The sequence below is a fragment of the Pseudomonas sp. UV AK001 genome (assembly GCF_046097675.1).
GTDB lineage: Bacteria > Pseudomonadota > Gammaproteobacteria > Pseudomonadales > Pseudomonadaceae > Aquipseudomonas > Aquipseudomonas kribbensis.
This window is the reverse complement of the sequence record NZ_JBJUVZ010000006.1, coordinates 251,902-277,166: the sequence shown is the minus strand read 5'-3', so window position 1 is coordinate 277,166 and position 25,265 is coordinate 251,902. Positions and strand designations below refer to the sequence as shown.

23 protein-coding genes are annotated in these 25,265 nt (G+C 61.3%); 10 read left to right on the top strand and 13 right to left on the bottom strand.

Annotation, left to right across the window (positions count from 1 at the left end; all coding sequences use genetic code 11):
• Positions 1 to 3: 3 nt before the first annotated feature.
• The 3 genes from ACKLNA_RS18450 to ACKLNA_RS18440 are packed head-to-tail and all read right to left on the bottom strand — an operon-like array spanning position 4 to position 3,908.
• Positions 4 to 204, bottom strand: coding sequence for a DUF1656 domain-containing protein (locus ACKLNA_RS18450; protein ID WP_003221811.1), 201 nt, complete (start codon positions 202 to 204; stop codon positions 4 to 6).
• Positions 194 to 2,386 (bottom strand): FUSC family protein, encoded by a 2,193-nt coding sequence (locus ACKLNA_RS18445; RefSeq protein ID WP_408986678.1) that lies wholly within the window; start codon positions 2,384 to 2,386, stop codon positions 194 to 196. Before ACKLNA_RS18445 ends, ACKLNA_RS18450 begins: the two co-directional genes overlap by 11 nt.
• Positions 2,387 to 2,396: 10 nt before the next feature.
• On the bottom strand, positions 2,397 to 3,908 hold the full coding sequence (locus ACKLNA_RS18440; RefSeq protein WP_408986677.1) for an efflux transporter outer membrane subunit: 1,512 nt from the start codon (positions 3,906 to 3,908) through the stop codon (positions 2,397 to 2,399).
• A gap of 182 nt (positions 3,909 to 4,090) precedes the next feature.
• Here ACKLNA_RS18440 and ACKLNA_RS18435 point away from each other — a divergent pair, with 182 nt between their 5' ends.
• The 3 genes from ACKLNA_RS18435 (at position 4,091) to ACKLNA_RS18425 (ending at position 7,268) form a co-directional block, all read left to right on the top strand.
• Positions 4,091 to 5,059, top strand: a complete 969-nt coding sequence (locus tag ACKLNA_RS18435) for a LysR family transcriptional regulator (RefSeq protein ID WP_085711718.1) — start codon at positions 4,091 to 4,093, stop codon at positions 5,057 to 5,059.
• 588 nt (positions 5,060 to 5,647) lie between these two features.
• Positions 5,648 to 6,622, top strand: coding sequence for a 2-hydroxyacid dehydrogenase (locus ACKLNA_RS18430; RefSeq protein WP_408986676.1), 975 nt, complete (start codon positions 5,648 to 5,650; stop codon positions 6,620 to 6,622).
• A gap of 136 nt (positions 6,623 to 6,758) precedes the next feature.
• Positions 6,759 to 7,268 carry a DUF2165 family protein gene (locus tag ACKLNA_RS18425; protein WP_408986675.1) on the top strand — a complete coding sequence of 170 codons (510 nt, stop codon included), beginning with the start codon at positions 6,759 to 6,761 and terminating at the stop codon, positions 7,266 to 7,268.
• A gap of 20 nt (positions 7,269 to 7,288) precedes the next feature.
• Here ACKLNA_RS18425 and ACKLNA_RS18420 read toward each other — a convergent pair whose 3' ends face one another.
• Positions 7,289 to 8,191 carry a DMT family transporter gene (locus ACKLNA_RS18420; RefSeq protein ID WP_408986674.1) on the bottom strand — a complete coding sequence of 301 codons (903 nt, stop codon included), beginning with the start codon at positions 8,189 to 8,191 and terminating at the stop codon, positions 7,289 to 7,291.
• Positions 8,192 to 8,334: 143 nt separating this feature from the next.
• Between ACKLNA_RS18420 and ACKLNA_RS18415 the strand changes: the two genes are divergently transcribed.
• Complete coding sequence (locus tag ACKLNA_RS18415) at positions 8,335 to 9,210, top strand: AraC family transcriptional regulator (protein ID WP_265815071.1); 876 nt, start codon at positions 8,335 to 8,337, stop codon at positions 9,208 to 9,210.
• Here the strand turns inward: ACKLNA_RS18415 and ACKLNA_RS18410 are convergent, their stop codons facing one another.
• The 6 genes from ACKLNA_RS18410 to ACKLNA_RS18385 all read right to left on the bottom strand — a co-directional run bounded on the left by ACKLNA_RS18410 (position 9,211) and on the right by ACKLNA_RS18385 (position 15,517).
• Positions 9,211 to 11,640, bottom strand: a complete 2,430-nt coding sequence (locus ACKLNA_RS18410) for a TonB-dependent siderophore receptor (protein ID WP_408986673.1) — start codon at positions 11,638 to 11,640, stop codon at positions 9,211 to 9,213.
• Positions 11,641 to 11,744: 104 nt separating this feature from the next.
• Complete coding sequence (locus ACKLNA_RS18405; RefSeq protein ID WP_408986672.1) at positions 11,745 to 12,734, bottom strand: FecR family protein; 990 nt, start codon at positions 12,732 to 12,734, stop codon at positions 11,745 to 11,747.
• Complete coding sequence (locus tag ACKLNA_RS18400) at positions 12,731 to 13,297, bottom strand: RNA polymerase sigma factor (protein WP_119426751.1); 567 nt, start codon at positions 13,295 to 13,297, stop codon at positions 12,731 to 12,733. The genes ACKLNA_RS18405 and ACKLNA_RS18400 overlap by 4 nt, the downstream gene beginning before the upstream one ends.
• Before the next feature lies 1 nt (position 13,298).
• On the bottom strand, positions 13,299 to 13,625 hold the full coding sequence (locus ACKLNA_RS18395; RefSeq protein ID WP_408986671.1) for a DUF3325 domain-containing protein: 327 nt from the start codon (positions 13,623 to 13,625) through the stop codon (positions 13,299 to 13,301).
• Positions 13,626 to 15,215, bottom strand: a complete 1,590-nt coding sequence (locus ACKLNA_RS18390; RefSeq protein ID WP_408986670.1) for a PepSY-associated TM helix domain-containing protein — start codon at positions 15,213 to 15,215, stop codon at positions 13,626 to 13,628.
• Positions 15,212 to 15,517: a DUF3649 domain-containing protein gene (locus ACKLNA_RS18385; protein ID WP_169428931.1), complete on the bottom strand. Its 306-nt coding sequence runs from the start codon at positions 15,515 to 15,517 to the stop codon at positions 15,212 to 15,214. Before ACKLNA_RS18385 ends, ACKLNA_RS18390 begins: the two co-directional genes overlap by 4 nt.
• Before the next feature lie 175 nt (positions 15,518 to 15,692).
• Between ACKLNA_RS18385 and ACKLNA_RS18380 the strand changes: the two genes are divergently transcribed.
• The 3 genes from ACKLNA_RS18380 (at position 15,693) to fecA (ending at position 19,533) form a co-directional block, all read left to right on the top strand.
• Positions 15,693 to 16,181 (top strand): sigma-70 family RNA polymerase sigma factor, encoded by a 489-nt coding sequence (locus ACKLNA_RS18380; RefSeq protein WP_085730110.1) that lies wholly within the window; start codon positions 15,693 to 15,695, stop codon positions 16,179 to 16,181.
• On the top strand, positions 16,178 to 17,107 hold the full coding sequence (locus ACKLNA_RS18375; protein ID WP_408986669.1) for a DUF4880 domain-containing protein: 930 nt from the start codon (positions 16,178 to 16,180) through the stop codon (positions 17,105 to 17,107). Before ACKLNA_RS18380 ends, ACKLNA_RS18375 begins: the two co-directional genes overlap by 4 nt.
• A 92-nt stretch (positions 17,108 to 17,199) precedes the next feature.
• Entirely contained in the window at positions 17,200 to 19,533 is a 2,334-nt protein-coding gene (gene fecA, locus ACKLNA_RS18370) for a TonB-dependent Fe(3+) dicitrate receptor FecA (RefSeq protein ID WP_408986668.1), read from the top strand.
• A gap of 116 nt (positions 19,534 to 19,649) precedes the next feature.
• Here fecA and ACKLNA_RS18365 read toward each other — a convergent pair whose 3' ends face one another.
• Both ACKLNA_RS18365 and ACKLNA_RS18360 read right to left on the bottom strand, forming a co-directional pair.
• Positions 19,650 to 20,057: an HPF/RaiA family ribosome-associated protein gene (locus ACKLNA_RS18365; RefSeq protein WP_085711730.1), complete on the bottom strand. Its 408-nt coding sequence runs from the start codon at positions 20,055 to 20,057 to the stop codon at positions 19,650 to 19,652.
• 200 nt (positions 20,058 to 20,257) lie between these two features.
• Positions 20,258 to 21,205: a LysR substrate-binding domain-containing protein gene (locus tag ACKLNA_RS18360; RefSeq protein ID WP_408986667.1), complete on the bottom strand. Its 948-nt coding sequence runs from the start codon at positions 21,203 to 21,205 to the stop codon at positions 20,258 to 20,260.
• Between the two features lie 135 nt (positions 21,206 to 21,340).
• On the opposite strand from ACKLNA_RS18360, the gene ACKLNA_RS18355 reads away from it, so the two are divergent.
• From ACKLNA_RS18355 to ACKLNA_RS18345, 3 genes are all read left to right on the top strand, one after another.
• Entirely contained in the window at positions 21,341 to 22,717 is a 1,377-nt protein-coding gene (locus tag ACKLNA_RS18355) for an L-serine ammonia-lyase (protein ID WP_408986666.1), read from the top strand.
• A gap of 63 nt (positions 22,718 to 22,780) precedes the next feature.
• Positions 22,781 to 24,082: an HAAAP family serine/threonine permease gene (locus ACKLNA_RS18350; RefSeq protein WP_408986665.1), complete on the top strand. Its 1,302-nt coding sequence runs from the start codon at positions 22,781 to 22,783 to the stop codon at positions 24,080 to 24,082.
• A 199-nt stretch (positions 24,083 to 24,281) separates the two neighbouring features.
• On the top strand, positions 24,282 to 24,599 hold the full coding sequence (locus ACKLNA_RS18345) for a DUF3509 domain-containing protein (protein ID WP_408986664.1): 318 nt from the start codon (positions 24,282 to 24,284) through the stop codon (positions 24,597 to 24,599).
• Here the strand turns inward: ACKLNA_RS18345 and ACKLNA_RS18340 are convergent.
• The gene (locus tag ACKLNA_RS18340; protein WP_003221775.1) at positions 24,596 to 25,096 is read right to left on the bottom strand and encodes a phosphate-starvation-inducible protein PsiE; all 501 of its coding nucleotides are present in this window, start codon (positions 25,094 to 25,096) and stop codon (positions 24,596 to 24,598) included. The two genes, ACKLNA_RS18345 and ACKLNA_RS18340, sit on opposite strands and share 4 nt — an antisense overlap.
• Positions 25,097 to 25,265 lie beyond the last annotated feature (169 nt).

Here is a 25,265-nt window from a genome sequence, read left to right as displayed (position 1 = left end):
TTCTCAACGGTAGACAGTCAGCGCCATCGCGCCGAACAGACAGGTAAACAGGCTCAGACGCAGCAGCGCCGGGTGCCAGAAGAAGCGATACAGATCGAACCCCGAGAGGAACCGATCCAGCGCCCAGGCCAGTGCCGCAGCAACGAAAAACATCAGGGTCATGGTCGGCATGTACACGCCGTGGAAGGCGATTTCACGAGGCATGGGCAAGTCCTTCGGGCTTGGCGATGGCGTAGGCAGCAAGGGGCGATTGCGGGTCGAGCAACGAGGTGCGGATGAAGTGCAGATAACTTTTCACCCGCCGCAGTGCGGAGGTATCGAAGTGCGGCGCGAACGGCTCGTCGGTGGCGGCGACACGGCTGATCGCGTGATCGACCGCGACCAGTGCGCGTTCCAGATTGCTCGCATTCGGCTGCAGGAACAGCCGCACCAGCGAACGCCCCATGACCCGGATTGCCTGGCGCCATGGCTGGGATTCGGCATACGCCGGGTGCACCGGCAAAATCGCCTGTTCCTTGCGCAGCTCGATGATCGCGTGGCCGACCTCCAGCACGACGAACATCCAGCGCAACAGGTTTTTCTGCACCTGCGGCTGACCGGCCGCCAGACCGTAAGCCTGATGCATCAGGTCGCGGGTACGGCTTTCGAAGCTCGACGCCAGGCCCTTGAGCTTGCCGCTGATCGCGTACACCACTTGCCCGCGCAGGTCCTGCTCCAGGCGCTGCCACAACCAGCGGCTGTTCGGCGGCAGAATGATCGCCCCCGCCGCCGCGCAGACCAGCATGCCCATGACCATGGCGATGTAGTCGTTGATGAAGGTGTAGGGGTTGTAGATCGTCAGGTTGTCCGGTACGGAACCTGTGCTGAAGAAGATCAGCAGGCCGAGACCGACACCAGCGTATTGTGGCCGCGAGGCGAGGAACGAACCGAGCACGATCACCGGCGCGAGCATCACGCACAGCAACGGAAAACCGTCGATCCACGGGAAGATGAAAAACATCTCGACGAAGCCGATCAACGCCCCGAGGAACGTGCCGCAGGCCATCTGGAACGCCATGCGTTTCGGGTTCGGCGTCGCCGCCGACAGGCCCACGGTGGCGGCAGCGATCAGGGTCATGGTCGCACCGCTCGGCCACGCGGTGGCGACCCAGTAACTGCCGAGCACCACCAGGATAAACGCGGCGCGAATCCCCGAAGCCGCTGCCGCCCACCAACTGGTCTGGGGGGTGAACGGCTCGTCCCAGCGCTCGCGTTCGTGGCTGTGATCGGCCAGCGAGGCGTGGGTCTGTGCATAACCGTGCAGGTCTTCGACGAAGCGATAGAGCAGTTCATACGCGGTGTGGAAATCCAGCAACTCGGCGTCGCTCGGATCGCTTTCCTGGAAGGCCGCCCGCAGACTGCGCACCCGTGCCGGCAAACCTTCCTTGTACGCCGTCAGCGCCGTCACCAGACGCGCCGCATCCGGGCTGGTCAGGGCACGGCCACTGAAGCCGTCGAGCACTTCGGCCAGATCCTGCAAACCCGGTTTGATCGCCGCCACGACATGCTCTTCGTCATTGACGCGCAGGCGTTCAAGCAACTGATGCAAGGCGTTGAACCGGGTGGTGATGCCCATGAACTCGCTGTTCAGGCGACTGAGCCGACCGTTACGCCGACGCATGTGCGGGTCTTCGAACACGGTCACGCTGCGCAGCCCTTCCAGCCCCACCGCTTCGGCGATGAAGCGCACGTTGCTGGCCTCGAACGACTCCGGTTTACTGCGCCCGCGCAGACCATCGGTAACGAACAGGGCGAACACACCGAAGCGCTGGTACAAGGCGTTGCGCATCGCCGCGCTGGCGGTCTGCGGCAGGATCGCGGCGCTGACCAGGGTCGAGCAGAGAATCCCCAGCGAAATCTCCAGCACCCGCCATACCGCCGCCATGAACGCACCGTCAGGATGGGCGAGCGCAGGCAGGCCGACCATCGCGGCGGTGTACCCGGCCAGCACAAAACCGTAGGCGCGGAAATTGCGGCAGCGGGCGGCGCCGGCCGAACAGATGCCGACCCAGATCGCCAGCGATCCGAGGAACAGTTCGGTGTTCTGGGCGAACAGCGAAATCAGCGTGACCATCATCGCCGACCCGGCCAGGGTGCCGAGGAATCGATAGAAACTCTTGGCGAACACCTGACCGCTCTGCGGCTGCATGACGATGAACACGGTGATCATCGCCGTGCGCGGTTGCGGCAGTTCCAGGCGCATCGCCAGCCACAGAGTCAGGAACGCGGCGATCAACACCTTGAAGATGTAGACCCAGGTCACGCCGTCGCTGCGCGCCCAGTCGAAGAAACCCCGGCGCCATTCCAGGGAGTAGAGCCAGCGCAAAGGTGCGGGCAAGGGAGTCATTAAGGCTTGCTCAGTGGTCGAGGGCTTGAAGAAGGGCCGGGGTTTTCGGTGCGGCGGTCTGCTCAGCCGTCGGCACGTCTTTACCCGCACCAAGGCCACCGCCCAATGCCGTCACCAGTTCCGCATGGGCGCTCAAGCGCGCTGCCTGCACCTGCTGCTGAACCTGCTGCTGTTTGAACAGCAGGGTCTGGGCGTTGAGCACGTTGAGGTAATCGGTGAGGCCGCGCTGGTAGGCGATCATCGCGATGTCGTAGGTCTTCTGCGCGGTGGCCACGGACTCGGCGGCGAACGTCTGCTGCTTGTCCATCGACTCGCGGCGGATCAACTGGTCGGAGATGTTCTTCAGCGCATTGACCAGGGTCTGGTTGTAATGCGCGACGGCGATGTCATAACCCGCCGACGCTTCACCGAGTTCGGCGCGCAGTCGCCCGCCGTCGAAGATCGGCAGGGAGATCGCCGGCCCGACGTTGTAGTTGAGCTTCTTGCCGGTCAGAAACTCCAGCGCCCCACCGCCGGTGGCCATGTAGCCGAGGCTGCCGACCAGATCGACGTTCGGGTAGAACCCGGCATGCGCGACATCGATCCCGCGCGCCTGGGCCGCCACTTGCCAGCGACTGGCGACCACGTCCGGGCGCTGGCCGAGCAGTTCGGCGGGCAGTGCCGACGGCAATTTCAATGGCGCACCGAGGGACAGGGTCGGACGCTGCAACTGCGCACCAGCGCCCGGGCCTTTGCCGGCCAGTGCAGCGATCTGGTTGCGGCTCAGGGCGATTTCTTCGTCCAGCGCATCCAGTTGCCGATGGGTTTCCGGCAGCGGGGTTTCGGCCTGGCTGACTTCGAAATGCGTGCCGATCCCGCCGTTGAGGCGCTTCTGCGCCAGCTCGAGAATCTGTTGTTGCTGCTTGAGCGTCGCCGCCACGATGTCGCGCTGGGCGTAATGTAACGACAACTCGATGTAGGCGCGCACGATGTTGTTCTGCAACTCGAGCTGCGCCTGGCGCGCCTCGGCAGCGCTCATGTGCGCAAGGTCTACCGCACGTTCGGTGCTGTTGCTTTCACGGCCCCAGAGGTCGAGGGCGTAACTGAAACCCAGTGCGGCGTTGTTGTCCCAGGTGGTGCTGTTGGCCAGCTCGCCGGGGCCGTAGAACTGGTCGGTGGGCCAGTTGTGGCGCTTGAGGGTCGACTCGCCATTGATCTGCAACGACTCGGCGGCTTCGGCGACACCGGCCATGGACCGGGCCTGACGCACTCGCGCGGCGGCCATGGCCATGGTCGGGCTGCCCTGCACGGCCAGGTCGATCCAGTGATTGAGTTGCGGGTCGCCGTAGGCTTGCCACCACTGCGCGGTGGGCCAGTTTGCGTCACGGGCGGCGTGGGCGATGGCCTCGTCGGTGGCCAGTTCATTGGCCTCCAGAGCCTTGCCCTGCGGGGCAATCCCTCCAGTTCCGATGCAGCCGCTGAGACCTAACGAAATAGCCAGAACACTGAGCGGCAAAAGCGCTCTGTTGATGCGACGCGGCACTGCTGCGAATTCCTGAGGTGGGGGATGTTTCGAGGTGGGCGCAATTCTAGGGGGCGCCCTGAACGGCGATAAGCTGGGTTTTCTGCGAATCTTTGTTACGGTTAACGAGATAATCCCTTGGTCGGGGGTCTCAGCCCCCGAAACTTCGTGTCACAATTTGCCATCTCCCTTGAGAGCACCCCATGGACACTTTGCAAAACATGCGCGCCTTCAGTTGTGTGGCCGAAGCCGGCAGCTTCACCGCTGCCGCCGTGCAACTCGACACCACCACTGCCAACGTCTCGCGCGCGGTCTCCAACCTTGAGGCTCACCTGCAAACCCGTCTGCTGAACCGCACGACCCGGCGCATTGCGCTCACCGAGGCCGGCAAGCGCTACTTGCTGCGCTGCGAGCAGATCCTCGCCTACGTCGAAGAGGCGGAAGCCGAAGCCAGCGAAGCCCACGCCCGCCCGGCCGGTCAGTTGAAAGTGCACACCATGACCGGCATCGGTCAGCACTTCGTGATCGACGCCATCGCCCGCTACCGCAAGACCCACCCGGACGTGACCTTCGACCTGACCATGGCCAACCGCGTGCCGGACCTGCTCGACGAAGGCTACGACGTGTCCATCGTCCTCGCCCGCGAACTGCCGGACTCGGGCTTCGTCTCGCAACGCCTGGGCATCACCTACAGCATCGTCTGCGCCTCCCCGGCCTACGTGAAAGCCAACGGCTGCGCACAGAAACCCAGCGACCTGCTGAACCACGCCTGCCTGCGCCTGGTGAGCCCGGTGATCCCCCTGGAAAAATGGGCCTTCGACGGCCCGGAAGGCCAGGAAATGGTCACCATCAACAGCTCACCCTTTTTGGTGAACTCCGCCGACGCGATGAAAACCGCGATCACCAGCGGGATGGGTGTCGGCGTATTGCCGGTGTACGCCGCGATCGAAGGCTTGCGCAATGGCTCGCTGGTGCGGGTAATGCCGAACTACCGCTCGCAGGAACTGAACCTGTATGCGATCTATCCGTCGCGGCAGTATCTGGATGCGAAGATCAAGACCTGGGTCGAGTACCTGCGTGGGTCTTTGCCGGAGATTCTGGCGGGGCATCAGGCGGAACTGGCGGCTTATGAGATGAGTGGGAGTCTGGCGGGGGTTCGGGTGGCGAATTGAGTTGGTCCTCCTGAAATTGGTGTGATGTTGAGGGCGCCAACCCCTCACCCTAACCCTCTCCCAGAGGGAGAGGGGACCGACCGAGTTGTTTGGGAGAAGTACGCCGACGTGAGATACCGAATCGAACTCGAGTTAAAAGAACCACATCTCGCTTCTGCTTTGGCTTCCCACCACTCAACACAATGAGCGTTAGCTCGAGTACCGCTTTTGACGTGCTGGCCCCTTCGGCAGGCTGAGTGGAGGGATTCATCCGGGGGTGGGCGCGTAGCGCCGTTCGACGAAGTCGAACACATCGAGAGGAGGTGCAGCGAAGCAAACCGTAGGCGATGCCCCCGGATGAATCCCGGAGCGAAGGAACACCGAGCCACAGCGAGGTGCCGAACGCCGGGGCCCAGCGTTTTTGGTTACTTTTTAGGCGCTTGTAAAAAGTGACTCGCCGTAAGGGCGAAACCGCCAGCCGCAACACCCGCAAAAACGGATATTCACCCAAAACCCCAAAAGCCTGGTCGGCCCAGAGGCCGCCAAGACAACCCAAAACAGAAATGTTAGCTTGCTTGGCAATAAAGCCCCGAAGCCGAGCCCATAGCGATGAAAAAAACAGTCCTGGCCTTCAGCCGCATTACCCCACCCATGATCGAACGCCTGCAACAGGACTTCGACGTCATCGTCCCCAACCCGAAAAACGGCGACATCAACGCCCAGTTCAACGAAGCCCTGCCCCACGCCCACGGCCTGATCGGCGTCGGTCGCAAACTCGGCAAGGCCCAACTGGAAAACGCCGCAAAACTTGAAGTGGTCTCCAGCGTCTCCGTCGGCTACGACAACTACGACCTCGCCTACTTCAACGAACGTGGGATCATGCTCACCAACACTCCGGACGTCCTGACTGAAAGCACTGCCGACCTGGCCTTCGCCCTGATCATGAGCAGCGCCCGCCGCGTCGCCGAACTGGACGCCTGGACCAAGGCCGGCCAATGGCAGGCCAGCGTCGGCGCACCACTGTTCGGCTGCGACGTGCACGGCAAGACCCTGGGCATCGTCGGCATGGGCAACATCGGCGCCGCCGTCGCCCGTCGCGGGCGCTTCGGGTTCAACATGCCAATCCTCTACAGCGGCAACAGCCGCAAGACCGGACTGGAACAGGAGCTCGGCGCGCAGTTCCGCAGCCTTGACCAACTGCTGGCCGAAGCGGATTTCGTCTGCCTGGTGGTGCCGCTCAGCGACAAGACCCATCACCTGATCAGCCATCGCGAACTGGCGCTGATGAAGCCGAGCGCGATTCTGGTGAATATCTCCCGAGGCCCGGTGGTCGACGAACCCGCATTGATCGAAGCGTTGCAGAACAACCGCATTCGCGGCGCCGGTCTCGACGTCTATGAGAAAGAACCGCTGGCCGAATCGCCGCTGTTCCAGCTGAAAAACGCAGTGACCTTGCCGCATATTGGCTCGGCCACGAATGAAACCCGTGAGGCCATGGCCAATCGGGCGCTGTCCAATCTGCGCAGCGCCCTGCTTGGCGAGCGGCCGCAGGATCTGGTCAATCCGCAAGTCTGGCGCGGATAAAAAATTGGGCAAGTGCTGTGTAGCACTTGCCCGATTACTTAGATGACACACACAACTTGCAATTGAACTGAATAACGAAACACGCACTGCCGCTATAGACTTTCCAGAAATTAAAACTTTCTGGAGAACATCGACCTTGAAAAGCCTGACCACCGATCAACTTGTCCGTTACAGCAAAGTCATGCTAATGGCTTATATAAGCTTCTTTGGCCTTCTTGTGATGTACAGCAACTTCACCGATTACCCATCTAACTATGAGTATGTCGGGCACATCCTCAGCATGGACACCACCCAGATCAACGAAAACATACAGTATCGGGCTATCACCTCACCCATGCTGCACCACCGCATCTACTGGCTGATCATTACACTGGAGGTGATTTACACCGTTTGCTGCCTGCTGGGCACTTATCACCTCTATCGAAAAATCAACGACTCAGCCGAAGCTTTCCACGAAGCAAAGAAACTTTCGATCGTCGGTCTGATGATCGCCATGTTCGTTTATTACGTCTGCCTGCAAACCATCGGCGTTGAATGGTTCGACATGGATACTTCACAGACATGGAATGCCAAGGACTGGGCCCGACACATTGTCGACTTCATATTTCCGTTAATGATCTACATTGTTATTAAAACCGAGCGCTGAACACTCAGCGCTCGTTTATTTCAAGCCAGTTTGCCTTGAGTTGGCAGTATCGGTGCGCGGGGTTTGCGAAACACCAGCACATTGCCCAACATCACCAGCACCAACCCCGTCAGCGCCGGCGCCGTCCATTGATAACCTTCGGCAAACGCCGAAACGTTCAACGCCACCACCGGGAACAACACCGTGCAATAAGCTGCGCGCTCCGGCCCCATGCGACCGACCAGGGTCAGGTACGCGGTGAAACCGATCACCGAACCGGGGATAACCAGGTACAGCAGAGCGCCGATGTAGCGCGAGGTCCATTCCATTTCGAACGGAATACCTTTGACCAGGCACCACACCGACAGCATCGCCGCGCCGTAGGCCATGCCCCAGGCGTTGGTGGTCAGCGGCTTGAGGCCGGCCTTCTGTTGCAGGCTCGACAACATGTTGCCCGCCGAGAAACACAGGGTGCCGCAAAGTGCCAGGCCAAGGCCGAGCAGGGTTTGCGGACTGGCGTGATGCCCGGCCAGCTCCGCCCAGAACAACAGGCCCAGGCCAAACAGCCCCAGCGCCCCGCCCATCAGCACATTGCGCGCGATGCGCTGGCCGAAGAACACCCGTGCATTCAGCGCGTTCCATAACGTCGCGGTGGAAAATACCACCGCCACCAGACCGCTGGGAATCCACTGGCTGGCGGTCAGGAAACACATGAAGTTGACGCAGAACAGGCACAAACCCTGCGCCACGCAGATCAGATGGCCGCGCCGGTTCATCGGTTGCAGACGGCGGCTGAGCAGCAACAGCGCGAACAACACCAGCGCGGCAAGGCCGAAGCGATAGACGATCGACACAGGAATCGCGACCACGCCCAGTTGCCACTTAAGGGCGATCCAGGTGGTGCCCCAGATCAGTACAGTCAACAAATACAACGACAGGTTCATGGCAGACACTCCTTGATTGGGTTTCAGTGTCCGCCCCTGCCATCTTCCAGCGCTTGCATAAACTTGCGCTTTTGTCGGGCCGCAGGCTGGCAGCGGAAAATCTACGGAGTAGGATGCAAGGCGTTGAAGTGAACCGACTGACTATGGCCGCCATCGATACCCTGCAAGTCTTTCAAGCGTTGAACAGCTCGCCGAACGCACGTCTTGTGCACAGCGCCGAGCTGGGTGACGGCTTGTCTGCCGCTTTGTGGACCAACCACCACGATGCGCAGGATTATGAAGCGCCGAGCCATCACACCCTGTCTTGCTACATCGCCGGCGGCACCGGCACATTCCGTCGCGATCAACCCGGGCAGAAAGGCGGGCCGGACAAGCTCTGTATTCTGCCGGCCGATCACGAGTCGGGCTGGGTGATCAACGGCGATATCCGGCTGGCGCATCTGTATTTCAGTGCCGAACAATTTGCCCTGGGGTGCGTCACGCTGCTGGATCGCGAGCCCCGGGAAATGCAGTTGCGCGAACAGACTTTTCTCGAAGATCCGCAACAGGCCCAGCGGTTTCGCCAGTTGCTCACCCTCAATTGGGATGAGCCTGGCGAGCGTCTGCTGACCAGCAGCCTGGCCCATGAATTGATCAGCCACACCTTGCTCAGCCAGGTCGGCGTGCGTGAGGGTTTGCGTCTCAAGGGTGGACTGGCGCCGCATCAGCGCCGGCAACTGGTGGAGTTCATCGACAGTCAACTGGCCGAGCCGATCAGCCTCGGGCAACTGGCGGGGTTGTGTGCGTTGTCGGAATACCACTTTGCGCGGATGTTCCGGGTGAGCTTCGGCCTGCCGCCGCATCAGTATGTGCTGGCGCGGCGCCTGAGCCGGGCACGGGAGTTGTTGCGCGGGACAGCGTTGCCATTGGGGGAAATTGCCCTGGCGTGCGGGTTTGCCAGTGCCAGTCACTTCACCAACCGCTTTCGCCAGGTGCTGGGTGGAACGCCCGGCGAGTATCGCCAGGCGTTTTTGCGCTGATCAGAACTCCAGCGTGCTCGACAACGAAATCTGCCGCGAATCGCCCATCGACACGAAGAACCGGCTGGCCGCCGAGGTGTAATAGGTACGATCGAACAGGTTCTTCACGTTGAGCTGGAACTTGACCTTCTGCCCTTCCACCTTGGTGTCGTACGTGGCGAACGCATCGGCCACGGTGTAGCTCGGCAGCTCGAAATCATTCACTGCGTTACCCGCTCGCTCACCGACATACCGCGCACCGGCGCCGACCCGCAGTTGATCGCCGCCGATCACGCTGCCGAAGTCGTAGACCGCCGACAGCGAGCCGGTGTTCTTCGCCACGTTCTGCAGTTTGTTGCCTTTGTAATCCGGATCTTCCGTGACCTCGGCGTCGGTGTAGGCGTAGCTGCCGATCATGCTCCAGCGGTCGCTGAGCTGGCCGGTCAGGTCCAATTCCAGACCACGGGAACGCACTTCACCGGCGGCACTGTAAATCGTGGTCGGGCCTTCGGCATTGGCCACCAGCACGTTGCGTTTCTTGATGTCGAACAAAGCGATGTTGCCGGTAACGCGGCCCGGAATATCGAGGCGCGCACCCAGCTCCCAGGACTTGGCTTCTTCGGGCGCGATGCTGCCGTCGAGCACGGTACTGCTGCCGCTCAACGGGGCGATGGTCGAGTTCGGCTTGAACGACTCGGTGTAGCTGCCGTAGAACGACAACGCGTCGGTGTAGCGATACACGAGACCGGCGCGCGGCACCCATTTCTGCCCGTTGCTGTCGGTGTTGGCCTTGAACGGTACGCCTTTGCCGGCGTACTGGTCGTACTCCTGGAAGCGCCCGCCGGCCACCAGAATCCACTGGTCGTTGAGGTGGATCGAGTCCTGCAGGAATACCGAATCGCTGCGCAGCAGATCGGTCTGCGCACTGTCCGCCGGGCTGACGGTGGAGCCGGCAACTTCACGACCGTACACCGGATTGACGTAACTGAAGGTGCTCAGGCTTTTCTGGCGGATCAGGTCCGCGCGGTAGATCTTGCGGTACTCGTCGTCGACGCCGAACACCAGGTCATGTTGCATGCCCAGCACGTTGACCTTGCCTTCGAGACTGGCGGTGGTGAAACGGTCGGTGCTGATCGCGCCCTGAGTGCCGTCCATGCTGCGGGTCAGGGTGCCTTTTTTGGTGTCGATCGCAGTCACGCGGACCTGGCTGGCGTCGTAGGTCTCGCGGTTCCAGCTGTAGCCGAAATGGGCTTTCCAGTCGTCGTTGAGTTCGTGGTCGGCCTCGAAGTGGTAGAGATCCGAACGGCCTTCCATGTCGTTGAATTTTTCGTCCAGACGCTCGTTGCGCGAGATATCCAGCGGATGGTTGGTGCGCGGATCAATCAGCGTGCCACGGTCGAACGGCGTCAGGAATTCCCGATGCTCATACGCAAACAACAGCTTCGTCCGCTCGCCGTACCAGGCCAGCGACGGTGCGATCAGCGATTCACGGTGGGTACCGAAGTTGCGCCAGTAATCTTCGTCTTCATGATCCAGCACCATGCGATAGGCCAGGCCTGAATCACCCAACGCCCCCGTGCTGTCGAACGAGCCGCCGCTGCCATTCTTGCCGTCGCCGTAGGTCGAGCCGCGCAGGGTCAGCGCGTTGTACTGGGTCAGTTCGGGTTTCTTGCTGACCATGTTGACCACGCCGCCCGGGTCCTGAATCCCGTACAGCAGCGAGGCCGGGCCCTTGAGCACTTCGACGCGATCCACGGTGGCGTTCATGCCACGGCCCTGCACGACCGGCATGCCGTCGCGCATGATCGAGCCATTGCGGTTGTCGCCGAAGCCGCGAGTCATCACCGAATCCTGGGTGCTGCCCAGCGTGTTGCCCTGGGTGATGCCGCTGACGTTGGCCAGTGCATCATCGAGATTGCGCGGCGCCTGGTCGCGAATGACCTGGGCCGGGATCACGTTGACGGTCTGCGGGATTTCCTGGAGCGAGGCCGAGGAGCGCATCACCGAACTGTTTTCCGGCGGCTGGTAACTCAGCGGCTGATTTTCCATCGAGGTGATGGTGGTCGCACCGAGGTTCAGTGCGCCCTCGATGGGCTGCGGTTCGAGCATCAAGGTATGGCTGTCGGTGCGGCGGAAGGTCAAACCGGAACCGCTGAGCAATCGTTGCAGTGCCTGTTCGGCGCTCATCTGCCCGTTGACCGCCGGTGCGTTGAGGCCGTAAGGCGCTTCGACGGTGTAGACCACGCTCTGGCCGGTCACGCGACTGAAATCGCTCAAGGCCTGCGGCAGCGGTTTGGCAGCCAGGGAAAAACCGAACTGTTTCTGTGGCTGGCTGCTGTTGCTTTCAGCGGCCTGCGCCACGCTCATCGGCAGCAACGCCAACGCCGCAAAACTCAGCGCCGAGGCGCCGAACCACTGTTTGACCGAACCCGATTTTGCCCTGGACTTCATTGCTCATGACCTGTGTAGAACCGCAACGGATGCGAATGACTCGCAGTTTCAGTCACTACACGGATGGCGTCGGGATTTACCTCACCACAATTTTGAAAATATTTTCAGCGCAGGATAATCAGCTTGCCCAGCACCTGATGCTGCTCGAATCCCAGAACCCCCTGCAGGGAATTCAACACCGCTTGCGGATCCTTGCTCGGAAAGCTTCCGCTGACCTTGCGCGCGCCCAGTTCGTCATTGAGCAGCACGATCCGCCCCGGGTAATACCGCCGCAGATCCTGCACCACATCGGCCAGTGTCGACTTGTAGTAAGTCAGCCAGCCCTGACGCCAGGCCAGTTGCGCCTCGCTGTCCACGGCGTGCAGTTTTTGCGCTGAACCTTCGCCATACGCCACCTGCTGACCGGCGGTGAGAATCTGCTGTTGATCATCACGGGATGCCGTCACGCCGACGCGCCCGGACAGCACAGTGACTTGTGCGCCGTGTGGCTGCAGGCGCACTTCGAACTGCGTGCCGAGCACCCGCGCCTGGCCCTTCTCGGCCTCGACCACGAACGGCTCGCCGGTGTGGGTCACGCTGAAAAATCCGGCTCCTCGACGCAGCTGAACATGCCGCTCGCCATGACTGAAATCCACGGCGATGGCGCTGTCGGCATCCAGTGTGACCCGGGACTGATCGGCCAAGGTCACGGTGCGGACTTCACCCGGCGCCGAAACGTAATCGGCGCCCAGATCGTCGATCCAGCGTTGCGGCTGCCATCCCGTACCAAGGCTGATCATCAACATCAGACAGGCCGCCATCGCCAGCGCCCCGGCCCAACGTCGAATCTGCGGACGGCGCGGCCGGTCCATCGCATTCAGATAGCCCTGCAAGGCGAACGCCTCTTCATCGGCCAGTGTGCGGGCAGGTCCTTCGCTCAATTCCCAGATGACTTGCGCCTGGGCGTAAGCCTCGGCGTGGGCGGGATCGGCATGCAGCCATTGGCTGAAGGTCAGTTGATCGCCGGTGCTCGGGCGGTCGTGCAACAGGCTCAGCCAGGCAAAAGCCGCCTGTTCCTGAGCAGGCGTCGGCGTGACGCGGTCGGTGTGATTCACGGTGCTTTCCCTGGCAGGCGTGGCGCGGGTTCGCGCAGGCTGGCCTTGCAGGCCTCGAGGGCGCGCATCATATGTTTTTCCACGGCGCTTTGGGACAGGCCCATGGCTTTGGCGATCTCGGCGTACTTGCGCCCGTGGATGCGATTGAGCAAAAAGATCTGCCGCGTGCGCTCGGGCAAGGCTCGCAACGCCGCCTCGACGTGGCGCAGATCGTTGCCCGCTTCGAGCGCAGCTTGCGGTTCGCTGGCACTGCTGTCCGGTTCATCCGGCTGCCAGCCTTCGTTGACCCGCACCCGCGTGCCTTCACTGCGCAAATGATCGATGGCGATGTTGCCGGCGCAACGCAACAGGTAGGTGCTGAGTTCTTCGACCTGCACCAGCGGCCGGCGCCAGAAACGCAAGAACAGATCCTGCACCAGGTCCGCCGCGGTTGCCCGACAGCCGACGCGGCGGTTCACCAGGGCTTCCATTTGCGAACGCTGGGACAGAAACACCTGCAGAAAGTGCGCGCGGGCGCCGTGGGGTTCGTCGTCGCGGGATTCGGGCGGATGGCTGATCAGCATGTCAGTTCAACGCCCAGGCCGCGACCGGGCTCGTCAGCAGGCTCAACCCGGCCAACGTCAATGCCAGACGTGGGCAATAGGGCAACAATAGAACCAGTGCCAATGCGCTGAGCATCAAAACGGCGAACCAGTCGACCAGACCGAAATTCCAGCCATGGCCGGCCACCGCAGCCCACAGCGACAGTCCGAGCAAAAACCATCCGCCAAGGCTCAGTCCGCGACGACACCGTACCGAAGGTTTGCCACCGAGCAATTCGTCATGGTGCCGGGGCATCGCCAGGCACAGCGCCGTGAAACCGGAATAACAAAGCATAAGCGCCAACAGCATTCAGTTCGCCCCTTGCTCAAGGGTGATCGGCCGGGGGGAATCGCGGCGTGACTTTTTCACAGCGACAGCCTGTCCACCCTGCCGCATTTTCCATGCAGCCCAGGCGAGGAACAATCCGGTCGCCAGACACGTCAGGTCAAACCCGGCCATGGCCCAGTCCTGCTGGATCAGTGTCGCACCGAGGTGGTGCGAGGTGGTCAGTGCATTGAGCACTGGCAGTGCTGCAAACAGTATTGTTGCCAGCGACAGCTGCTCGATCCAGGCGCTACGTCCCGGACGCAACAGCGCATGCACCACACTCAAACCCCAAACAATGAAAAACCCGTTCACCTCCCAGCCCGCCCGGCCGGCGAGATCGACCGGCAGCAGTCGATTGGCCCAGAAGAATGCCGCCACAGCCGTCACCAGCCCGGCCATGCCGGCAATGTTCAAGACTTCCACCAGCCGCAGTTCAAAGGGCATCACACCGCTCTTCGCATGCTTGAGCTGACGCTTGCCGAGCCAGATCACCAGCCCGGTGCCGATCATCGCCGTGCCCGCCAGACCGCAGATGAAATACAGCCAGCGCAGCACAGGCGTAGCGAACTTGCCCATGTGCAGACCGTAGAAGGCGCCGGCAATTGCCATCGGCAAAGGTTTCTCCGGCGTGCTGCCGAGCAACTGTCCGGTAACGGCGTTGAACGTCATGTCATTGCCGTATTCGTAGACCACCTGATCACCACTGGCCCGGGACAGCACGGCGGACGCATTGGCATCCCCCGGATTGTTCACCGTCACGGAAGCTACATGGCCGCCGGGCCAGTGTTCATCGGCTCGCACCAGCAGCGGCGTCAGAGACGGGAGAATTGCCAGCTGACCGGAGCGTTCAGGAGTGGGGGTTTCGGGAAACACTTCCTCGAAAAACGCGCCGAAGTTGTTGCCGTAAGTCGCCAGAATGCTGGCCGGCATCACCATCGACATGAAGATCACCAGACTGCTGTAGGTGATCATCAGGTGAAACGGCAGCACCAGAACCCCCACCGCGTTATGCCCGTCGAGCCAGGAGCGCTGGCCCTTGCGCGGGCGGAAGGTGAAGAAGTCCTTGAAGATTTTCTTGTGGGTGATGATCCCGGTGATGAGCGCGATGAACATCACCATCGCAGCGGCGGTGGCGAGCCAGCGGCCCCACGGGTAAGGCATTTGCAGCTGGAAGTGGAAACGATAGAAGAACTCGCCGCCCATGCTTTCCCGAGGCTGCACTTCGGCGCCGGTTTGCGCGTCGAGCGTCTTGCGGATGAATTTGCCGCGCTCGCCGGGTTGGGCTGGCGCTTGTTGCCAGCGCACACTCAGACCGGGGTCACGGGCATCGGGCAGTCCGATAACCCAGCGTGTCGCGTCGGGCGCATGTTGTTGCAGATACTGCTGGGCCAGGGTCAGGCTCGCCTCGGCATTCAACGGACGCGATGGTATTTCCGGTTGCATCCAGTGGCTGGTCTCATCCTTGAAATACGCCAGCGTCCCGGTCAGGAAAATCGCGAACAGCAGCCAGCCGAAGACCAGTCCGGTCCAGGTGTGCAGCCAGGCCATCGCCTGGCGGAAGCCCTCTTTCATGCGTAACCCAGACCCCGAGCAGCGCCGGAGATCGTCGCCAGAATCACGCTCGGCACCAGCAAACCGACCCACGCCGCCCAGGCACTACGACAGGCGAAACACCAGAGCACGGCCACCAGATAGACCAGGAATGAAACGGTCATGCCGGTGACCACCGCTTCGGCGCGGTTCAGCGGCAACCACAGGGTCAGCGTGACACTGGCCAGCGCCGCGACCAGATAGCCGCCAAACACCGCCGCGAGCACCCGCGAAGTGACGGCCAGACGATAGGACATGGGGAGTGCGGCGAGTTTGGCTTTCATGTTTCGACCCTGAAACGGTTAACGCCCGGCCAACATACCGAGGCAACAGGGAAGTGATATTAATGATAAATATTCTCATACGCAAAAGAGTCTGATTGCCGGCGTGCATTCGCAGCCCTACAATGCGAACCATTCTTGTTCTCTAACGCATCCGCATGCGCCCGGAGTGATGCCGTTGTCGTCCGCCCATCCCGTCGAATCGCTGTATCAGGCCCATCACAGCTGGCTCACCGGCTGGTTACGGAGAAAACTCGGCTGCCCGGACAGCGCCGCCGATCTGGCCCAGGACACCTTCATCCGGGTACTGACCGCCCGCGAGCCGCCGGTGATCATCGAACCCCGGGCTTTCCTCACCACCCTGGCCAAGCGCGTACTGTTCAACCATTACCGCCGCCAGGATCTGGAGCGCGCCTACCTCGACACCCTCGCGCAGATGCCGGAAGTGGTCGCGCCTTCGGAAGAAGAGAAAGCGATCATCCTGCAAACCCTGATGGAGCTGGACCAGTTGCTCGACGGTCTGCCGCGCGCGGTCAAACGTGCCTTTCTGCTGGCTCAGGTCGATGGGCTGACCTATCCGCAGATCGCCGCTGAATTGGGCATTTCCGTGGCCACGGTCAAACGTCATCTGAATAAAGCGGCGATGCGCTGCTACTTCGCCCTGTGAACCCGCCGATGGACTTTTCCGCGCAGGTCGCCGAGCAAGCGGTGCACTGGCTGCTGGAAATGCAGCAAGGCCCGCTGAATCCGCGCCAGCAACAAGCCTGGCAACAATGGATCGACGCCCACAGCGAACATCGCCGTGCCTGGGAACACATTCAGCGGGTCAATTCGCGGTTGCGTGGATTGTCGTCGCCACTGGCCCACGCCGCGTTGAATGCGCCGAAGTCCGCCAGCCGGCGTCAGGCGCTGAAGTTGTTGCTGATTCTCGGCGCTGGTTCTGCGGTCACCTGGGGGATGCGCGAGCACAATCCGTTGCCATCGCTGCTGGCCGATTACCGCAGCCCGGTCGGTCAGCGGCGCAAGATATCGCTCGGTGCCGGCGGCCAATTGCAGCTCAACACCGCCAGTGCGGCGGATGTACGGGGCGATGGCCTGATCCGTCTGCTCGAAGGTGAGATGCTGCTGACTGCCACTCAATCCTTCGAAGTGCAAACCGCCCAAGGCCTGCTGAAAACTCAAGGCGCACGGATCAACGTGCGGCAGTTTGCCGACCGCACGCAGGTTGCGTTGTTTGAAGGTCGGGTCGAGTTGAGCACACAGGGTCGCGCACCGATGTTGCTGCCGGTCGCACGGCAATTGAGTTTCAGCACCACCTCTGTCGGCGAAGCCAAACCGCTGGACGCCAACAGCGGCGCCTGGGCCGACGGCATGCTGGTGGCCGCTCACATGCGCCTGGGTGATTTCCTCGACGAACTCGGCCGCTATCGTCGCGGGCAACTCCATTGCGATGCGAAAGTGGCTGACCTGCTGATCTCCGGGACTTATCCACTGGACGACAGCGAGCGGATTCTCGATCTGCTGGAAATCAGCCTGCCGGTGAAAGTGAAGCGGTTTACCCGCTACTGGGTGACGGTCGAAGCCAAGGTTTGATCCACTGCAAAAAATAAATGAGCCGTTTTTCAGATCTGGCGTGACAGAGAAGGAAAGCCCCCCTTGATTCAACCTTCTCAGGACCGTCTTCCATGCACTCCACCCGCCTCACGCCGCTGGCCCGAACCCTGCGCAACCTCGTCCTCGGCGCCAGCCTGAGCTTCAGCGCCCTGCCCCTTGCGCAGGCCGCCGAGACCAAGGCTTACCACATCGCCCCATCGTCGCTGGAAAACGCCCTCAACCAGTTCGGCCGTGAGGCTGGTGTGCTGATCTCGTTCGGCTCGCAGGTCACCAGCGGTGTTCAGAGCCGTGGCCTCGAAGGCAGCTACACAGCGGAACAAGGTCTGAACGCGCTTCTCGAAGGCACAGGCCTGCAGGCCCGGGCCGAAGGCGGCAACGCTTTCAGCCTGCAACCGTCGAGCGATACGGCGCTGGAGCTGGATACTTCGAAAGTGGTTGGCGACTGGCTCGGTGAAGCCGAACAGGTCAACGTTTTCGAACATCCCGGTGCCCGTGACGTGATCCGCCGCGAAGAATTCGAACGCCAGGGCGCGACTCAGGCCCGCGATGTGCTCAACCGCATTCCCGGCGTAAACGCGCCGGAAAACAACGGCACCGGCAGCCACGACATGGCGCTGAACTTCGGCATTCGCGGCCTCAACCCGCGCCTGGCCGCGCGCTCGACCGTTTTGATGGACGGCATTCCGGTACCGTTCGCGCCTTATGGCCAGCCGCAGTTGTCCTTCGCGCCGATCAGCATGGGCAACATGGACGCGGTGGATGTGGTGCGAGGCGGCGGTGCCGTGCGTTACGGCCCGCAGAACGTCGGGGGTGTGGTCAACTTCGTGACCCGGGCGATTCCGGACGAACCGACCGTCAAGGGCGGTTTCCAGACTGAAACCAGCCCATCGTCGAGCCACGACGGCTTCAAGACCAGCGCCAACCTGCTGGCCGGCGGCACCAACGACAATGGCCTTGGCGGTGCGCTGCTGTACTCCGGCACGCGCGGTGGCGACTGGCGCGAACACAGCGACACGGAAATCGACGACCTGATCCTCAAGGGCAAATACCAGCTCGACGAAGCCAACAGCTTCAACGCCATGGCCCAGTATTACGAAGGCAAGGCCGACATGCCCGGCGGTCTGAATGTCGCTGACTACGATGCCGATCCGTATCAGTCGACTCGACCGAAAGACCAGTTCTGGGGTCGTCGCACCATGTTCAATTTCGGTTACCGCTATCAGGAAGATCGCCGCGAATTCACCGCCAACACCTTCTTCACCAAGACCCTGCGCAGCGGTTATCTGGATCAGGGCACGTTCCTGTCGCTGTCGCCGCGCGAATACTGGGTTCGCGGTCTGGAAACCCGACTCGCTCAAGGCTTCGACCTCGGCCCGACCAGCCATGAAGTCGGCGTCGGCTATCGCTACATCAATGAAGCCGGCCACGAGTTGCGCTATCGCACCCCGATTGCCAGCAACGAATACCCGACCACCAACAGCCGCAACGACCGCGACACCCGTGGCGGCACCGAGGCCAATGCGTTCTTCGTCGATGACCGGATCGACATCGGCAAGTGGACGATCACGCCGGGCGTGCGCTACGAGATGATCGAGTCGCAACAGACCAACAATCTGACCAACGTCAAATACAAGGGCGACTACAACACCGCCCTGCCGGCGTTGAACGTGCTGTATCACCTGACCGACAGCTGGAATCTGTACGCCAACACCGAGGGCTCATTCGGCAGCGTGCAATACAGCCAGATGCCCAACCGCGTGAGCAGCGGCGAAGTGAAACCGGAGAAAGCCCGCACCTGGGAACTCGGCACCCGCTACGACAACGGTGCGCTGCGCGCGGAAATCGGCGCGTTCCTGATCAACTTCGACAACCAGTACGAAAGTAACCAGACCAACGATTCGGTGATCGCCCGTGGCGAGACCCGGCATCAGGGTATCGAGACCAGCGTCAATTACGCCCTTGATGGCTTGAGCCCGGCGCTGGCCGGCTTCGATGTCTACGCCACTTACGCCTTTGTCGACGCGACCATCCGCGAAGACGGTCCGAACAAGGGCAATCGTGTGCCGTTCTCGTCGAAACACAAAGGCACGATCGGCGTCGGTTACACCGAAGGGCCGTGGAAGCTGAACCTGGACAGCAGCTTCCAGAGCGATCAGTTCGCCGACAATGCCAACACCTCGAAAGAAAGCGCCGACGGCAGCACCGGCAAGATCCCGGGCTACATGCTGTTCAGCAGCCGTGCCGGCTATGATTTCGGCCCGCAACTGTCGGACTTGAACGTGGCCGTGGGGGTGAAGAACATCTTCAATACCCAGTATTTCACCCGCTCGTTCGATGACAACAACAAGGGCAAGTATGTCGGTGAGCCGCGCACGGTGTATGTGCAGACCTCCGTTGCCTTTTGATAACAACATGCACCTTGCCCTCTCCCCAAGGGAGAGGGGTTTCAAACCCGCCACAAACAAAAACGGGCCTGCAATAGCAGGCCCGTTCTCATTGGGTGACTTATAAAATCAGCGCATCAACTGTTGATCGCTGCCTGTTCGTTTTCCAGAAACTCTTCCTCCAGCAACCGGTCATTCGCCTTTCTTTCGAACGGCACCACAGCGGCTCGCGGTTTGCCCCGCAGTTTGCCAAACAGGTGCTCCAGCGCGTGCTCCAGTTTTTCGGCTGCACCATCGATCGCCTGTTCCAGCGAATCGGCTTTGTGGGTGACGGAAATCGGTTGATGACCTTTTGGCCGCGCTTCCAGCTGGCAGCGCAAATCATGGGGACCCGGTTTGTCACCGTTCTCGTCGCTCAGATGGACTTCGACACGGGTCAGGTCTTCCTCATAACGGTCGAGCGTGCTCTCAATTGTGGTTCGTACCCACTCCTCCAGTCGTTTGCTGCTTTGAATATGGTTGTCGCTGTTGACTTGGATTTGCATAGTTCATCCCTTATTTCAGCTAGCTCGCAAGAGGCCTTGAACAGGATTTCGTGACCTCTTGATTACAACAATCGGCCCGCTTGACGAACATTTCAACCCCTGAAAAAAGATAAATATTCATACGCAAAAAAAGCCGGACAACCGAGTGAAGCGCTGGTAAGGTCGGGAGTTGGGTCGCCCCGCCACCCTGAAAAATCTGCTCACAATTGGCCATCACCCAACGGGTGCAGGCCACGAAAAGTCTCCGCCTCTTCCACCAGCCAGTCATGCACCGCGCGCACGCCCGGATGGCTCAGCGCCCCCGGCGCATAGAGCAATACATAGCGCTTGTGATTGGGCACCGAAATCCCGAACGGTACGATCAACGTCCCCCGCTCCAGTTCGTCGTTGAGCAGCGTACGCCGGGCAATCGCCACGCCCATGCCGGCAATCGCCGCTTCGATGGTCAGGTGATTGCGGTTGAACGTGTGCCCACGCCGCACATCGGCGCCCTCGAAACCGACAGCATTGAGATAGAACTCCCACTCCGCGTACTCATAACTGCCGCGCCACGCCGTGATGTCGTGCAGCAGCGGGAAATGCACCAGATCCGCCGGCCCGTGCAGCGGCGGTCGTCCGCGCAGCAGGCCCGGTGCGCACACCGGGAAAATCTGCTCGTCGAGCAGGGCTGTGGATAACAGGCCCGGATAACTGCCATCGTTCAAGTCGATGGCCAGATCGAAGTCCCCTTCATGCAACGGCACACTGCTGTCCTCGGCCACCAGCCGCAGCTGGATGTCCGGGTAGCGCTGTTGCAGGCGCGGCAGACGCGGGGTCAGCCATTTGCTGAGAAACGATGGAATCGAACGCACCCGCAGAATCCCGCTGATCATCCCCGCATCGAGACGACGCAATTCCGCATCGATGCTGCCGTAAGCCTCGTTGACCGTGATCGCCAGCCGCTGCCCTTCCGCACTCAGCTCCACACCCCGCGCGCGACGGTGAAACAGGCGAAAGCCCAGACGCTCTTCCAGTTGTCGGATTTGTTGGCTGACCGCCCCCGGCGTGATGTGCAGTTCTTCGGCACAACGGGTGAACGACAGGTGCCGCGCGGCACAGGAAAACACCTGCAGCCAGACGTAAGTCTGGGCATGCAATTGACGGCTCATGGTTTAGTCCTGCTAAAGGCTTACTTAGGAAGTTTCGTTAGTCACGTTGAAGCGAGGTAGGCAGTATCGCCGACATTGCGCTTGTCCTACAAAAAATGGCAGCGATTCCTACTCCATTGCTTGTAAGGGTTTAGCATGGCTATCAGTGTTTTCGATCTATTCAAAGTCGGCATCGGCCCGTCCAGTTCCCACACCGTCGGCCCGATGCGCGCCGCCGCGACCTTCGCCCAGGCCCTGATCGACGAGCATTTGCTGCTGGATGTGAAGCGGGTGGAAATCCGTTTGTATGGCTCGCTCTCGGCCACAGGCGTCGGTCACGCCACCGACCGCGCAACGGTCATGGGCCTGATGGGCGAATGGCCGGACAGCATCGATCCGTCGACCATCGACCCGCGCATCCAGCAACTGCGGGAAACCGGCCAACTCTGTCTGGCCGGGCAGCGAAACATTGCCTTCAACTGGCAACACGATCTGCTGCTGCTGGACGAGAGCCTGCCCTACCACCCCAACGCCATGTCGCTGACAGCCTTTGGCGAATCTGCCGAGCTGTTCACGCAAACGTACTACTCGGTCGGCGGCGGTTTCATCATCGAAGCGGCCGAAGCCGAATCCGGCGTAGCACCGGCCGGCGACGTCGAGTTGCCCTACGATTTTTCCAGCGCCGTCGAACTGCTGGCGCTGTGCAAGCAGCACAACCTGCGGGTCTCCGAACTGATGATGGCCAACGAACGGGCCTGGCGCAGCGACGCCGAGATCCGTCAGGGCCTGCTGCATATCTGGTCGGTGATGCGCGAATGCGTCGAGCAAGGTTTGCGTCACGAAGGCGTGCTGCCTGGTGGTCTGAATGTTCCGCGCCGTGCGGCGAAATTGCACCGCAGCCTGCTGGAAATCGGCAAACCGAACGTCATCAGTTCGACCCTGTCGGCGATGGAATGGGTCAACCTGTTCGCCCTCGCCGTCAACGAAGAAAACGCCGCCGGCGGGCGCATGGTCACCGCGCCGACCAACGGTGCTGCCGGGATCATTCCGGCCGTCCTGCACTACTACATGAAATTCAATCCGGACGCGTCGGACGATGACGTGGTCGCATTCTTTCTGGGCGCGGCCGCCGTCGGCATCCTGTGCAAGAAAAACGCCTCGATCTCCGGCGCCGAAGTCGGCTGCCAGGGCGAAGTCGGCTCCGCTTGTGCGATGGCCGCTGCGGGCCTCGCCGATGTTCTGGGAGCCACGCCGGAGCAACTGGAAAACGCCGCCGAAATCGGCCTGGAACACAACCTCGGCCTGACCTGCGATCCGGTCGGCGGCCTCGTGCAGGTGCCCTGCATCGAGCGCAACGCCATCGCTGCGGTGAAGGCGATCAACGCTACGCAAATGGCTCTGCGCGGTGATGGCAAACACTTCATTTCCCTCGACCGGGTGATCCGCACCATGCGCGATACCGGCGCCGACATGCATGACAAATACAAAGAGACTTCACGGGGTGGCCTGGCCGTGAGCTGGGTGGAGTGCTGAGGAGCGCTCCCTGACCGCCTGTAACACGTGAGCCCGAGCAAGAATAATAACGAGGCAAAAACGATGACCGATGTACGTACACCTGCTGCCGAAAGTCCTGCTGTAGACCGCACACGCAATAACGAAACCGCCCACAAGGGCTGGAGCAAATTCGACACCACCTGGATGCTCGGCCTGTACGGCACGGCCATCGGTGCCGGTACGCTGTTCCTGCCGATCAACGCCGGTGTCGGCGGCTTCTGGCCGTTGCTGATCCTGGCGCTGCTCGCATTCCCGATGACCTTCTTTGCGCACCGGGGCCTGACCCGCTTCGTGCTGTCGGGCCGCTCCGGTGACATCACCGAAGTGGTGGAAGAACACTTCGGCATTGGCGCCGGCAAACTGATCACGCTGCTGTATTTCTTCGCGATCTTCCCGATCCTGCTGGTGTACAGCGTGGCGCTGACCAACACCCTGAGCAGCTTCCTCGAACATCAACTGCACATCGCCCCGCCTCCGCGCGCGGTGCTGTCGCTGGCCCTGATCCTCGGTCTGATGGCCATTGTGCGTTGCGGTCAAAGCGTCATCGTCAAAGCCATGAGCGTGCTGGTGTATCCGTTCGTCGCCGCGTTGTTGTTGCTCGGCATCAGCCTGATTCCGAACTGGAACGGCGCATTCTTCGCCAGCGCCCAAGAACCGATGGAAATGTCGGTATTCCTCAAGACCCTGTGGCTGGCGATCCCGGTGATGGTGTTCTCGTTCAACCACTCGCCGATCATTTCCGCCTTCGCCGTCGAGCAGAAACAACGCTACGGCGACCAGGCCGAACGCAAGAGCAGCGGCATCCTCGCCATGGCCCACGGCATGATGGTGGTGACGGTGATGTTCTTCTGCTTCAGCTGCGTGCTGGCACTGTCGCCGGCGGATCTGGCAGCGGCCAAGGCGCAGAACATTTCGATCCTGTCGTACCTGGCCAACCACTTCCAGACTCCGGTCATCGCCTACGCCGCGCCGCTGATTGCGCTGGTGGCGATCACCAAATCCTTCCTCGGCCACTACATCGGCGCCAGCGAAGGCTTCCAGGGCATGATCGTCAAAAGCCTGCGCGGCCGTGGCCGGGTGATGTCGGCCAGCTGGCTGAACCGCGCCACTGCGCTGTTCATGATCCTCAGTTGCTGGGCCGTGGCGACTTTCAACCCGAGCATCCTCGGCATGATCGAAACCCTCGGCGGGCCGGTGATTGCCTGCCTGTTGTTCCTGATGCCGATGTACGCGATCCGCCGCGTGCCAGCCTTGCGCCAGTATTCGGGCCAGGTATCCAACGTGTTCGTGGTGCTGATCGGCCTGATTGCACTGTCGGCGATCATCTACTCGGTTCTGCCCTGAAACGGGCCGCAAACGAAGAAGGCGAGCCATGGGCTCGCCTTCTTTTTGGCCGGTTCTGTTGTTCGACAATATTCCCGGCATGTCCCTTGCTACATCGCTGAAGGAGACAGGACCACGGAATGGCCGACGGTCAGGTTTGGCGAACCAACCCGATCAAGGCCGGTCAACAACTGCACGTTCAATCAGGCGGTGACGCATCATGGACAATCCTTTTCAGATCATTACCGATGCTTTCGCGCCGGACTATCAGATCAACCTGAGCATTCAGGGCCTCGACGGCAGCATCATGCTGACCCTTTCCGACGGCGGCCGGATTGTCGCCAAACGGATGATCAGCGCCGACCAGCGCAATGACCCAAAACGCCTCAAACGCTTGGTGCAAAGCATTCAATTCGGCATCGCCATCGAACAGGGCCACAGCGCCATGGCGATCCTCGAAGCCATGACCCGTGGCGACGGGCTCACCCCGCCACCGCGGCAGATCAAGGGCCAGCATCGACCCTCGATCGGTCTTTAGAGCTCGCCCTTCTCGATCTCGGGGTGTTCACCGGAGCCCGCACCGAGCTTGCGCTGCGGCTTCTCGATTTTCACCGAAGGGAATTGCGACGAAGCGTAACGCACCACCAGGATCGAGAACGCCAGCAGCAGAATCCCACCGCACAGGTAGATGATGCCCATGTCCGGCGGGTTGTGGTGCGAGACGTTGGAGATCAGCAGGCGCGTCAAAGCGGTGATCGCCACATAGATCAGGAAGCGCACCGGCATGTGGTTGGTCTTGAAGTAAATCCCGACCATCGCCCCCAGTTCCAGATAGATGAACAGCAACAGAATGTCATCGATCTTGATGTGCCCTTCCTCGAGCATCCCGAGAAATTCCATCACCGCCGCCCAGGCGGTCACCGCACCGATGGCGAACAGCGCCAGGTAGTGGAAGGTCTCGACGAACAGGTTGCCCAGGGACTCGGCCAGTTGATGCACGTTTTGCCGCAGTTTCTCGGCCCAGTTGATTTTCACGATGAAGGTTCCTTAGCCCGGTTCGAGCGGATGTTGCGTGCTGGACGTGACGGTTATTGCGCACGTACGCAGATGCATGCAGAAAAGAGGCCACGCCATCATGGCGAGGCGCCGCGAAACCTGCGCCGTGGCGTTTGGTCGCACCTGTGCGCAGGCGTCAGGCTGACAA

Excerpts from the sequence above, each read along its gene's own strand:
- ACKLNA_RS18420 (WP_408986674.1), bottom strand. The coding sequence starts at position 8,191 with ATGAACCTGTCGTTGTATTTGTTGACTGTACTGATCTGGGGCACCACC.
- ACKLNA_RS18400 (WP_119426751.1), bottom strand. The coding sequence starts at position 13,297 with ATGCTGATCAGCCATCCGCCCGAATCCCGCGACGACGAACCCCACGGC.
- ACKLNA_RS18360 (WP_408986667.1), bottom strand. The coding sequence starts at position 21,205 with ATGAGCCGTCAATTGCATGCCCAGACTTACGTCTGGCTGCAGGTGTTT.
- ACKLNA_RS18435 (WP_085711718.1), top strand. The coding sequence starts at position 4,091 with ATGGACACTTTGCAAAACATGCGCGCCTTCAGTTGTGTGGCCGAAGCC.
- ACKLNA_RS18390 (WP_408986670.1), bottom strand. The coding sequence starts at position 15,215 with ATGAAAGAGGGCTTCCGCCAGGCGATGGCCTGGCTGCACACCTGGACC.
- ACKLNA_RS18350 (WP_408986665.1), top strand. The coding sequence starts at position 22,781 with ATGACCGATGTACGTACACCTGCTGCCGAAAGTCCTGCTGTAGACCGC.
- ACKLNA_RS18365 (WP_085711730.1), bottom strand. The coding sequence starts at position 20,057 with ATGCAAATCCAAGTCAACAGCGACAACCATATTCAAAGCAGCAAACGA.
- ACKLNA_RS18345 (WP_408986664.1), top strand. The coding sequence starts at position 24,282 with ATGGACAATCCTTTTCAGATCATTACCGATGCTTTCGCGCCGGACTAT.
- ACKLNA_RS18430 (WP_408986676.1), top strand. The coding sequence starts at position 5,648 with ATGAAAAAAACAGTCCTGGCCTTCAGCCGCATTACCCCACCCATGATC.
- ACKLNA_RS18355 (WP_408986666.1), top strand. The coding sequence starts at position 21,341 with ATGGCTATCAGTGTTTTCGATCTATTCAAAGTCGGCATCGGCCCGTCC.
- ACKLNA_RS18410 (WP_408986673.1), bottom strand. The coding sequence starts at position 11,640 with ATGAAGTCCAGGGCAAAATCGGGTTCGGTCAAACAGTGGTTCGGCGCC.
- ACKLNA_RS18385 (WP_169428931.1), bottom strand. The coding sequence starts at position 15,517 with ATGAAAGCCAAACTCGCCGCACTCCCCATGTCCTATCGTCTGGCCGTC.
- ACKLNA_RS18450 (WP_003221811.1), bottom strand. The coding sequence starts at position 204 with ATGCCTCGTGAAATCGCCTTCCACGGCGTGTACATGCCGACCATGACC.
- ACKLNA_RS18445 (WP_408986678.1), bottom strand. The coding sequence starts at position 2,386 with ATGACTCCCTTGCCCGCACCTTTGCGCTGGCTCTACTCCCTGGAATGG.
- fecA (WP_408986668.1), top strand. The coding sequence starts at position 17,200 with ATGCACTCCACCCGCCTCACGCCGCTGGCCCGAACCCTGCGCAACCTC.
- ACKLNA_RS18395 (WP_408986671.1), bottom strand. The coding sequence starts at position 13,625 with ATGCTGTTGGCGCTTATGCTTTGTTATTCCGGTTTCACGGCGCTGTGC.
- ACKLNA_RS18415 (WP_265815071.1), top strand. The coding sequence starts at position 8,335 with ATGGCCGCCATCGATACCCTGCAAGTCTTTCAAGCGTTGAACAGCTCG.